Here is a 10,956-nt window from a genome sequence, read left to right as displayed (position 1 = left end):
CGCCGGTTGTACCTGCCCGCCGCGTGGACGGACGACCGGGCGCGCTGCCGAGAGGCCGGCGTGCCCGATGAGGTCGCGTTCGCCACGAAACCGCAGCTCGCGGTCGGCATGCTCGAACGGGCACTGGCGGACGGAGTGCTGTTCGCCTGGGTCGTGGCCGACTCCGGCTACGGCCGCGACACCGACCTGCGGGCGTTCCTGCACCGCGAACGCCTGTCCTATGTGCTCGCGGTCCCGGTCAGCCTGCCGACCGCCGGCCCACCGGGCAAACCCGCCCCTGGCACCATCACGGGCAGGATCACGACAACTGCGCCGTTCGCGGTCGAGATCGACCTCAGCACGATCTGACCCGCCCTCCGGGCGTGGTGCTCCGGCTGTGCGGTCACGTCTCCTGCGTGCGGTTGGGCCGACACCGCGCTACAGCGCGGCAGGCCCGCGGGGCGCTCCCGCCGTCTCGCCGCGCTGCCGGGGCCCGCTCCGCTCAGGAACCGAGCAGGCGGGCCTTCTGGGCGCTGAACTCGGCCTCCGTGAGGACCCCTTGCTGCTTGAGGGCGGCGAGTTCCTTGAGCTGGTTGATGGTGTCGTCGGTCCCGCCGGCCGGGGCGGGCGGCGGGGCGGCGGCCTGTGCCTGTTCGGCCTGGGCGTAGTCCTGCTCCGCCCAGCGGCCGGCCTGACGGCGTGAGACGCGGTTGGAGACGGCGGTGGCCGTTCCGGCGACGACGGCGGTGCGGGCTACGCCGCGCAGAAGACCGGGCATGGTTTCCTCCTCGGGGTGGGGGTCGGGCTGGGGCCCGGCCGGTCAGCTGAGGGCCTGCTGGGCCTCCAGTCCGTCGAGGGCCTCGATGATCTGCTCGACCGGTATCCGGCCGCCGGCCACCAGTTGGGCGCCGGCGCGGCGCAGTGCCGCCGCCAGCGGTGCGGCCCACAGGTTCTCGTAGAGGAGGATGGCGGCGGAGTCCCCGGGCTGGAGGAGGGATCCGGCCTGCTCCCGCTCCTCCTCGCCGAGCAGACCGGACGAAGCGCCTTCGAAGACGGCCAGGTCCAGCTCTCCGTCACCGTCCACGTCGGCCAGTTGCAGGCCGACGACGGAGCCGTCGTGCTCCTTCCTCACCAGGGTCAGGTCGAGGATGCGGATGATGCCGCGCTCGACCAGGTCGACGAGCAGGGGCAGGCCCTCGCCCGTCATCCGGCTGCCGGGGAACTCGATGACCAGATAGTCGATCGGCCCGACGTCGTTGATTTCGTTACTCACCACAGCTCCTGAGGGGATGTCGGGGACAGGTCGGGCCCCGGCCGCTACCGGCGCTCGGCGCTGTCGAGCTTCTCGTCGAGCGCGAGGGCGGCAGTGACCAGTGCCAGGTGGGTGAACGCCTGCGGGAAGTTGCCCAGTTGCTCACCCGACGGGCCGATCTCCTCGGCGAACAGGCCGACGTGGTTGGCGTACGTGAGCATCTTGTCGAAGGCGTAGCGGGCCTGATGGAGCCGGCCGGCGCGGGCGAGGGCCTCCACGTAGAGGAAACTGCAGAGGTTGAAGGTCCCCTCGGAGCCGCGCAGACCGTCCGGGGAGGCGGCCGGGTCGTAGCGGAACACGAGGCTGTCGCTGACGAGTTCGCCGTCCATGGCGTCGAGCGTGGTCAGCCAGCCGGGATCGGTGGGGGCGATGAAGCCGACGCGCGGCATGAGGAGCAGCGAGGCGTCCAGGACGTCGGTGTCGTAGTGCTGGACGAAGGCCTGCCGCTTCTCGTTCCAGCCCCGGTCGATGATCTGGTGGAAGACCGCGTCGCGGGCGGCGAGCCAGCGCGGGAGGTCGGCCGGCCGGGAGTGCACGGTGGCGAGTCTGATGCCGCGGTCGAACGCGACCCAGGTCATCAGGCGGCTGTAGGTGAAGTTCTGCCGGCCTCCGCGCGTCTCCCAGATGCCCTCGTCGGGGCGGTCCCAGTTGTCGGCCAGCCAGTCCAGCAGGCCGGCGAACACCTGCCAGCCGCGGAAGCCCCCGATGTCCTGGGCCTGGGCGAGGGCGTAGGCGGCCTCGCCGTAGATGTCGAGCTGGATCTGGTCCGCGGCGGCGTTGCCGGCCCGGACGGGGGCCGACTTCCGGTACCCCTCGAAGTGGTCGAGGGTCTCCTCGCTGAGCCGGGGGTCGCCGTCGATCCGGTACATGATCTGCAGCGGTTCTCCGGAGGCGGTACTGCCGGCGTCCAGACGCTCGCGCAGCCAGCGGCGGAACGCGTTCGCCTCCTCCGTGAAGCCCAGGTCGAGGAGGGCGCGCACCGACAGGGAGGCGTCTCGCACCCAGGTGTAGCGGTAGTCCCAGTTCCGCTCGCCGCCGATCTGTTCGGGCAGCCCCATGGTGGCGGCCGCGATCGGCGCCCCGCTGGGGGCGTAGGTGAGCAGTTTGAGGGTGATCGCCGACCGGAAGACCATCTCGTGCCAGCGGCCGCGGTAGGTGCAGTTGCGCAACCAGGAGTGCCAGAACGTGCGGCAGGCCTCGAACGCGGCCAGGACGCTGTCATTGGTCACGCCCTCGGCGGCGGACCCCTGGGCCGAGAACGGGCCCTCACCCGCCGCCCGGCCGTTGACGTCGCTGGTGAGGACGACAGCTGCCGCCTCGCCTGCCCGCAGGGTGAACCGGGCGGCGACGTCGCCGCCGTCCTGCTCCGGGACGACGGAGTCGGTGGCCTGCAGGTGCAGGTCCGTCTCCGAACCGCTGAACAGCACGGAGCCGTCGTCCAGCCGGCTCACCGAGTGCGGGGCGCGACCGTAGTCGAACCGGGGGCGGCAGACCAAGGTGAACGGGAGACTCCCGCGGACCACGCGGGCCACCCTGATCAGGCGATGGCGGGTGGTCGGTTCGGCGGACGGCTCCGGCTCCATGAAGTCGACCACCTCGCCGACCCCGTCGGGGGTCATGAAGCGGGTCACCAGGATCGCGGTGTCGGGCAGGTAGAGCTGCCGGATCCGACCGCTGCCGTCCTCGGGCAGGTCGGCGGCGAGTTTGCAGTGGCCGCCGCGGTCCCGGTCAAGCAGCGAGGCGAACATGCTCGGCGAGTCGAAGCGCGGCGCGCACCACCAGTCCACGGTGCCGTCACCGGCCACCAGCGCGGCAGTCTGCAGGTCTCCGATCAGGCCGTGGTCCGCGATCTCCGGGTAGTCGGGCATGCTGCCACCTCGCTCGATCGCCGGCGGCCTTGGACGACGCCGGGTACCTGAGACGCTAGCCCGAGCGTCCGCGGCAGCGGCTCACCTCGTGCGGGTGATCCTGGGGACCCCGGGGGCGGCTCAGTCCGCCCGGTGGGCCGCGGCGGCAGGGGCGGTCGGAGCCTGGCCGTGCGGGAGGGCGACGGCGGCGGCGAGGCCGATGAGGCCGGTGAGGCCCAGGGTGATCATGGCGGCCGCATAGGCGTGGGTGCTGAGGCCGGCGACCAGGATCGTGCCGGCGATCGCGGTGCCGAGCGAGGAGCCGAGGTTGGAGACGCTCCGGGAGAGGCCGGAGATCGCCCCCTGCTGCTCCTCCGGGAAGGCCGACTGCACCACGTTGACCGACGGCGTGAGCATGACGCCCACGCCGAGGCCGATCAGCAGGAGGCCGGGCGCGAACCGCCAGGCGCTGGACGACACGCTGACCAGGGCGAGCAGGACACCGATGCCGCAGATAGTGACGACGAAGCCGGCGATGACGAGGGCCCGCTGGGAGTACCGCTTGGCGAGCCACTCGGCGCGCAGGGAGGAGGCGAGGATGCCGAGGGTGGCCGCGGTGAAGACCACGCCGGTCTGGATCGCGTCGTAGCCGCGCACGGTCTGCAGGTAGGCCGCCGCGGTGAACGAGACGCCCATGAGCATCAGCCACTGGGTGTTCTGGGTGACCAGGCCGAGGTTGGAGATCCGGCTGCGGAAAAGCGACGACGGCAGCAGGGGGTCCTCTCCGGCCCGTTCCTTGGCACGCACGTTGCGGAAGAACCAGGCGAGGACCAGGAACCCCAGCAGCAGCAGGCCGAGCATCAGCCACAGGTTGTCGTCGGCCGCCAGGATCCCCATCACGACGAGGACGAGCCCGGCGGCCGACAGCACCGCCCCGCTGGTGTCGAAGGGCTTGGGCGGATCCGGGGGCAGCGGGTCCTCCACCTCGCGGCTCAGCACGATGATCACCACGATGACCAGGGCCTGGAAGGCGAAGGCCGCCCGCCAGCTGATCGCGGCGGTGATCAGGCCGCCGAGCAGCGGCCCGGCGGCGGCGCCGATGCCGCCCATGGCCATGACGGCCCCGAAGGCGCGGGCTCGTGAGGTCAGGTCGGTGAACAGCAGGGTGGTGAGGATGTAGACCGGCGGGATCAGCAGCGCCGTACCGATGCCTTCGAGGATGGAGTTGCCGAGAATCAGGACACCCAGGCCCGGGGAGACCGCGCTCAGTACGGCGCCGGTGCCGTAGACGAGCAGACCGGCGACGAAACACCGCTTCCGGCCCCAGCGGTCGGCCAGTTTGCCGCCGGGGATCATCAGCGCCGCCATCACCAGCAGGAACAGCGTGATGGCGACCTGGACGCCCTTGACGGTCGTGTCGAGGTCGTGGCTGATGTCGGTGATCATGACGTTCATGTTGGAACCGGCGAAGCTGCAGATGAACTGAGCCAACGCCAGCGGAAGGAGCACCCGGCGGGTCGGGCCGGGCGCTTGGCGAGGCATCTCCGTCACCAGCGCCGCCTCTTCGGTGTTCACCCACGCGGAAACCACAATCAGCAGCAGCCTGACACGCGACAGGACACCACTGCGGGAGAAAGTCCCCGGGAGCGCGCCGACGGGCCGTCAGGTCACTCGTCCGGCTGAGCCGGCCACCCGCCTGGGGGCTCCCGGGTCGTGCGGGGACGGAGTCTCGGCTGTGCTGCCGTGAGGAGCCACGGCACATCGGTGCCGGACGTGCACCGGCGCCCGCGCCGGAAGGGAGCCGCGCACCATGTCCTCCTCCGACCACGTACCGCCCGGCCGACCGGACGGCGAGGAGCTGGCCGAGCTGCACCGCCGCCTCGCCCAGTTGGAGGGCGCGAACGCGCCCCGCCCGGCGCACCACCGGCTGAGGGCCTTCGGCTCCACCGTGCTGATCGTCGTGGCGTCCGTACTGTCGCTGCTCGCGGTGATCGCGGTGTGGGCGCACGACGAGGTCCACGACACGGACCGGTTCGTCTCGGCCCTGGCGCCCCTGGCCCACAACCCCGATGTGCAGGCCGCCATCGCCAACCGCATCACCACCACCGCGGTGCGACAGATCGACGTCTCCGCCGTGGTGAACCAGCTCTCGTCGGGTGCCGCCGACCAGGGCGTGCCGCCACCGCTCGCCAACCTGATCAACGGCCTGAGCGGATCCCTCACGGGTGCGCTGACCAGTCTGATCCACGGCGCGGCCGACCGGGTGGTGACCAGCGACGCCTTCGCGACCGTCTGGGAGCAGGCGCTGCGCGCCGGCCACAGCACCATGAACAAGGCGCTGACGGGTGAGGGCGGTGGTGCGGTCCAGCTGACGAACAACGACGTCACCGTCGACGTCGCACCGGCCGTGCGGCAGGTGAAGGACCAGCTGGTCAGTGCCGGTTTCGCGCCGGCCGCCCGGATCCCGGAGGTCCACACCGATTTCGTGATCTTCTCCTCGCCCGACCTCGCCAAGATCAAAGGCGCGGTCCGATTGCTGGAGATCCTCGGGAACTGGATGCCCGTCATCGCGGTGATCGTCGCCGCGGCCGGGGTGTACACCGCGTTCAACCGTCGCCGGGCCCTGGTCGGCGCGGCCATCGGCGTCGCGGCGGCGATGCTGCTGCTCGGCGTCTCGCTGGCCGTGTTCCGGTCCTACTTCATCGACCACCTGCCGGCCGAGTCCGATCCCGCCGCGGCGGGCGCCGTCTTCGACGCCCTGGTGGTCTTCCTGCGGCAGGCCGTGCGGGCGGTGGGCGCGCTCGCGGTCCTCGTCGCCCTCGGCGCGCTGCTCTCCGGCCCGTCCCGGGCGGCAGTGGCGGTCCGCCGCATCGGGGGCACCGGGATGGCCGGGGTCCGCTCCGCCGCGGAGTCGGTCGGCTTCCGGGCCGGCCCGGTGGACCCGTTCGTGCGCAGGTGGAAGCGGTGGATCGGGATCGCGATCCTGCTCGTCGCCGCCGTCGTCTTCGTGTTCTGGACCCACCCGACCGGCGTGGTCGTGTTCTGGTTCGCCGTCGCGATCCTGGCCGCGTTCGCCGTCCGGGAGTTCCTGGCCCCCGGCTTCGCAGCTCCTGGCAGTGCCGCCGGGTCGGTGCCGGACCAGGAGGGCCCGGTGGCAGGGGGGCTCGGCGGCCGCTGAGCACGCGCGGCGGTACGCGGCCGGGAATCTCGTCGTTTGCGCGGCCGCGGTCCCCATTCGACCATCGAACAGGAGACCCGTGCGCGCCCGGCGCAGGTCCAGGCTCGACGGCGGTGAGCACGATGCCGGCAGACCCCCAGGACCTGCCCGTCCCGGCCGGGCGGAGCGGGCCCGCCCGGTTCCGCGAGGACCCGGTCCTGACCGGGCGGTTGCGCGCCGCCCGGGTCCCGGCCACCTACGTGCGCCGGGCGGGCCTGGCCGAGCGGCTCACCCAGGGCGTGCGAGACCACCCATTGGTGCTGGTCAACGGGCCGGCGGGGGCCGGCAAGACGCTGCTGGTCTCCGACTGGGCCCGGAGCCGCGGGGCCCCGGACCAGCCGGCCTGGCTGACCGTCGAGGCGGAGGACAACGCCCCCGGCGCCTTCTGGACGGCCATCCGCCAGGCCCTGGACCAGGCGGGCCTCCTCGCGCCCGAGACCGCCGGTGCGCCACTCCCGGATCCGACCGCCCGGCCGGCCGCGCGCCTGGCCGCCGAGCTGGCTGCGCGCCGGAGCCCGGTCGTGGTCGTCCTCGACGAATTCGAACGCATCGTCGACCCGGACACCACCGCGGAGTTGCACCTCCTGCTGCGCCACGCCGACGGAAAGCTGCGCCTGGTGCTGGTAGGACGCAATGAGCCGCTGCTGCCGCTCCACCGCTACCGGGCCGCGGACGAGATCACCGAGATCCGCGCCGCCGATCTCGCCTTCTCCGCGGAGGAGACCGCGGAACTCCTGGAACGACACGGCCTGGCACTCTCCGCCGACGGGGCCAGGGTGCTGACGGAACGCACCCAGGGGTGGGCCGCCGGACTGCGGCTGTGGGCACTGGCCGCCGCCGACGCACCGGACTGCGAGCAGTACCTGAAGGAGTTCGAGGCCGGGCACAGCACGATCGCCGACTTCCTGCTGGCCGAAGTGCTCGCCACCCAACCGGCCGAGACCCGACAGCTCCTGCTGCGCACCAGCATCCTCGACCGCATCCACCCGGCCCTGGCCGACGCGCTCACCGGGCGCCGCGATGCGGAACGGATCCTCGACGGCCTCGCCCGGACGAACACCTTCGTCTCATGGGTGAACGGCTCCTGGTACCGCCAGCATCCGCTCTTCGCGGAGATCCTCCAGGTGCACCTGCGCGCCGGCGATCCGAGCCTGCCGTCGGAACTGCACCTGACCGCCGCGCACTGGCTGCACCGGGCCGGCCTGCTGGACGACGCCCTGCGCCATGCCGTCGCCGCCGACGCCTGGGAGCAGGCCGCCGAGTGGTTCGTCGAGGACCTGGCGGTCGAGCAGTTCTTCACCCCCGCGGGGACCGGCGTGTCGGCCGCCCTGCTGGCCCGTATGCCGGCAGGCGTGCGGGGACCGTCCGCCGAGCTGGTCCGGGCGGCCAGGGCACTGGCCGCCGACGACCTCGAAGCCGGGACGGCGCACCTGGACCGCCTGGCCGCCACCACAGCCGGCCTCCCCGACAACACGCCACTCAAACTGGGCGCCGCCTTTCTGCGGCTGGTGGCCGCCCGGCTGAACGGTTCGGCCGACGCGGCGGAGGAAGCGGCCGAGACCGTCGAGCGCCTGCGCCGCCGCCTGCCCGCCGACCGCTGGAACGAGCACCCCCTGCTGACGGTCCGTCTGCTCACCGACCTGGCTGCCGCTCGGCTCTGGGCGGGGAACCTCGCCTCGGCCCGCGCGACCCTGCTGGCGGCCCTCGCCCGGGCGGACGGCGCCGAGCAGCGAGACCGGTCCGAGCCGCTGGCGCTGCTGGCGCTGGTCGAATCGCTGACCGGTCCCACCGGCCGGGCCGAAGCCCGGGCCCGCCAGGCCGTCGTCGAGGTCGAGCAGGCGCGGCCCGGCGGCCGACCGGCCATCGCCCATCTCGTCCTCGCCCAGGTCGCCGTCGAGCGGGGCGACCTGGCGGCAGCACGGCTCAGCGCACGGCATGCCGTGGAGTCGGGGGCGGACCGCTGCCGGGATCCCCTGCAGGCGGTGATCACCGCCGTGGTCCGCTCCCGGCTGGCACTTCGGCACGGCAACCCACGGCAGGCGCTGTCCGTCCTGGGCTCCGCCGAGCACCCGGGCGCCGCCGAGGATCCGTCCCGCTGGGCCAGAGGGCTTACGGCACTGGCGGCCTCGGAGGCACTGGTGGTGGCCGGCGACACCCGGGCCGCGGTCGAGGTGCTGTCGGACGGCGAGTCGGGCGGCGTCGACCACGCCCTCGCCACGGCTCGGGCCCGCCTGGCCGGCGGCGACCTGAAGGCCGCGGTCCGGGCCCTTCCCGACCTCGCGGCCGGTGCGCCCGCGATCACCACGCGCGCCCTCCTGGTGCGGGCCGAGGTGCGCGCGGCGGACGGGGACGAGCACCGGGCCCAGCGGCTGGTCGCCCGTGCCCTCACCACGGCCCGTCCGGACCGCCTGCGCGGACCCTTCCTGGAGGCCGGCCCGTAGCTGGCCGCGTTCCTGCGGCACCGCCCCGCGCTCACCGAGGCCCACGGCTGGCTTCCCGAGACCCTGCGCGCGGCGGCCGCGGCCTCGGCGGAACCCCCGCAGGCCGCGGTCGCCGAGTCGCTGAGCGGACGCGAACTGGACGTGCTCGGGCGGGTGGCCCAGTTGATGTCGACCGAGGAAGTGGCCGCCGACCTGCACGTGTCGGTCAACACCGTCAAGACCCATCTGAAGAGCATCAACCGCAAGCTGGGGACCAGCCGCCGCTCCGAGGCGGTGCATCGCGCACGCCGGCTGCACCTGCTGTGACCGCTCCCGCCGGATCACCTGTCCGGGGTGATGACCGCCGGGCCCCGGGAGCGGACCCTGGGAAGCAGGGGAGGGGAACGTCGACCGCCGACCGACTGGGGAGGCGTACATGCGTTACGAGATCAGGGTTGCCGGCGCCATGTCGGAAGTCATGCTGGACGAGGGCTTCCCCGAGCTGGAGAGCTTCGTGATCGCCAGCCAGACCGTCCTGGTCGGCCGGATCGTCGACGAAGCCCACCTGTACGGTCTCCTGACGCGCTTTCAGAACCTGGGCCTGCGCGTCACCGAACTCCGGCAACTGCCCGACTGACCGGTACTGCACTGATCGGTACTGCGATCGGCACCGCATCGCGGCGGCTACGCTCACCCGCCGTCAGGAGACGTGGTGCGAGCGACCGGTCTCACCTCCTCGTCCGCCGGCTCGGCCCCGTAGGCGACCAGGGGCCATCGGAAAACTCCTCTGCCGCATCTGCGCCCGCCCCGTGGACGGCGCCGCCTCTCGGCCTCGGGTCACGCCAGCACGCGGACCTTGGCGCGCTCGTACTCCTCCTGGGTGATGTCGTTGCGCCGGCGCAGCTCGGCCAGCCGGTCGAGCTCGTCCGCCGTGCCGGTCTTCGAGGCGGTCCCGGTGTCGGCGGCCTCACGGACGTAGGCACGGAAGTCCTGCTCGGACTTCCGCGCCGCCGCTGCCTCCCGTTCGCCCATTCCCTTGCCCCGGGCGACCAGGTACACGAACACGCCCAGGAACGGCAGGAGGATCAGGAAGACCGACCATCCGGCCTTGCCCCAGCCGTTCACCGTGTCGTCGCGGAAGAGGTCCGCGAAGACGCGGAAGAGCAGCATGATCCACAGCACCCACAGGAAGAACCACATGGTGGTGAGGAAGATGTCCAGCAGCGGATAGTTCATCTCGCGCCTCCTGGCAGCGGCGATCGGCGGAGGGCACCGGCAGACGGCGAGCGGCCGGCCGGGCTGGAGTGACAGCTGACCAGCAGCGACGGCAGCCGCGGCCGCCGACGTGCCCACTGCCACAGTCCGCCTCGCCCACCCGGAACACACCACCCCGGCGGGTGATTCGGCCCCGGCGGGCGGCGTCCCTCAGTGGCCCAGCGCGGCCTTGGCGGCGACGATCGCCAGCCCGAGCAGCAGGTTGACCATGGCCTCCACGCGCGCCTGGGCGCGCGACACGCGGGCGTGTACGGCGCCGAGATAGGCCCAGGTGACCTGCTGCGCCACCGCGACCGCCAGCGCGAACCAGCCGGTGGCGGTCAGGCTCAGCTCGAGCACGGGGCTGCCGGCCACCGCGCCGGCCGGCAGCACTGCCGCCTCGACGATCGACCATTCACCACGCCCGACCCGTCGGACCTCGGACCAGTCGACCGGCTGCCCGACCGCCCGCTCCCCGGCAAGACGCGCGTAGACGTGGGCGACCCAGAACACCAGACCGGTGACGAGCAGGAGCACCACGGTCTCGAGCCGGGGGAAGTCGCCGGCCGCACTCGCCGCGGCGATCACCGAGGCGGCCAGCAGGGACCCGTAGACGGCGCCCGCGTAGTCCGTCCGCGAGCCCGGACGACCGTCCCGGCGGCGCCTGGGATGCCACGGGAGTACGTGACTCCTCCCCGGCGTAAACGCCGGGGCTTCTCGCTAGGCCGCGTTGGCCTGGCGACGGACCAGCCCGGCCCGTAGAACGTTGGTGGCTCCCACCGTGTCAGCGTGCGCCTGGTGGCCGCAGCTAACGCAGTGGAAAGTCTCCTGGTTGGGCCGGTTCTCCTTGGCGACGTGCCCGCATTCGGGGCGCGGGCAGGTGCGGGAGGTGTTGCGGGGGTCCACGGCGATCACTTCCCGTCCGGC

At 72.8% G+C, this 10,956-nt stretch carries 11 protein-coding genes and 1 pseudogene; 5 read left to right on the top strand and 7 right to left on the bottom strand.

Going from position 1 to position 10,956, the window contains the following annotated elements:
* A pseudogene (locus C7C46_RS37355) lies at window positions 1-273 on the top strand (transposase); the annotation flags it as partial.
* Between the two features lie 208 nt (window positions 274-481).
* On the opposite strand, the gene C7C46_RS18950 reads toward C7C46_RS37355, so the two are convergent.
* From C7C46_RS18950 to C7C46_RS18935, 4 genes are all read right to left on the bottom strand, one after another.
* Complete coding sequence (locus tag C7C46_RS18950) at window positions 482-757, bottom strand: SHOCT domain-containing protein (protein WP_110671048.1); 276 nt, start codon at window positions 755-757, stop codon at window positions 482-484.
* A 42-nt stretch (window positions 758-799) separates the two neighbouring features.
* Window positions 800-1,252, bottom strand: coding sequence for a DUF6325 family protein (locus tag C7C46_RS18945; RefSeq protein WP_181442415.1), 453 nt, complete (start codon window positions 1,250-1,252; stop codon window positions 800-802).
* Between the two features lie 44 nt (window positions 1,253-1,296).
* Complete coding sequence (locus tag C7C46_RS18940) at window positions 1,297-3,159, bottom strand: glycoside hydrolase family 15 protein (protein ID WP_110671047.1); 1,863 nt, start codon at window positions 3,157-3,159, stop codon at window positions 1,297-1,299.
* 120 nt (window positions 3,160-3,279) lie between these two features.
* Window positions 3,280-4,680, bottom strand: coding sequence for an MFS transporter (locus C7C46_RS18935; RefSeq protein WP_110671050.1), 1,401 nt, complete (start codon window positions 4,678-4,680; stop codon window positions 3,280-3,282).
* Window positions 4,681-4,948: 268 nt separating this feature from the next.
* On the opposite strand from C7C46_RS18935, the gene C7C46_RS18930 reads away from it, so the two are divergent.
* From C7C46_RS18930 to C7C46_RS18915, 4 genes are all read left to right on the top strand, one after another.
* Window positions 4,949-6,316 carry a hypothetical protein gene (locus C7C46_RS18930; RefSeq protein WP_220040644.1) on the top strand — a complete coding sequence of 456 codons (1,368 nt, stop codon included), beginning with the start codon at window positions 4,949-4,951 and terminating at the stop codon, window positions 6,314-6,316.
* A 122-nt stretch (window positions 6,317-6,438) separates the two neighbouring features.
* On the top strand, window positions 6,439-8,796 hold the full coding sequence (locus tag C7C46_RS18925) for a winged helix-turn-helix domain-containing protein (protein ID WP_110671046.1): 2,358 nt from the start codon (window positions 6,439-6,441) through the stop codon (window positions 8,794-8,796).
* Complete coding sequence (locus tag C7C46_RS37570; RefSeq protein ID WP_110671045.1) at window positions 8,797-9,102, top strand: response regulator transcription factor; 306 nt, start codon at window positions 8,797-8,799, stop codon at window positions 9,100-9,102.
* Window positions 9,103-9,211: 109 nt separating this feature from the next.
* A complete protein-coding gene (locus C7C46_RS18915; protein WP_110671044.1) occupies window positions 9,212-9,412 on the top strand; it encodes a hypothetical protein in 201 nt (66 codons plus the stop codon).
* Between the two features lie 200 nt (window positions 9,413-9,612).
* On the opposite strand, the gene C7C46_RS18910 is transcribed toward C7C46_RS18915, so the two are convergent.
* The 3 genes from C7C46_RS18910 to C7C46_RS18900 form a co-directional block, all read right to left on the bottom strand.
* The gene (locus C7C46_RS18910; RefSeq protein ID WP_110671043.1) at window positions 9,613-10,011 is read right to left on the bottom strand and encodes an SHOCT domain-containing protein; all 399 of its coding nucleotides are present in this window, start codon (window positions 10,009-10,011) and stop codon (window positions 9,613-9,615) included.
* Window positions 10,012-10,200: 189 nt separating this feature from the next.
* Window positions 10,201-10,617 (bottom strand): hypothetical protein, encoded by a 417-nt coding sequence (locus C7C46_RS18905; RefSeq protein WP_245984512.1) that lies wholly within the window; start codon window positions 10,615-10,617, stop codon window positions 10,201-10,203.
* A 132-nt stretch (window positions 10,618-10,749) separates the two neighbouring features.
* On the bottom strand, window positions 10,750-10,956 hold a 207-nt coding region (locus C7C46_RS18900; protein ID WP_146259133.1), incomplete at its 5' end, for a zinc ribbon domain-containing protein.

The sequence above is a fragment of the Streptomyces tateyamensis genome (genome assembly GCF_003205575.1).
GTDB classification, from domain to species: Bacteria; Actinomycetota; Actinomycetes; order Streptomycetales; family Streptomycetaceae; genus Kitasatospora; species Kitasatospora tateyamensis.
Note: the sequence above shows the minus strand (reverse complement) of the source record. Positions and strands in the feature narration are given on the sequence as shown.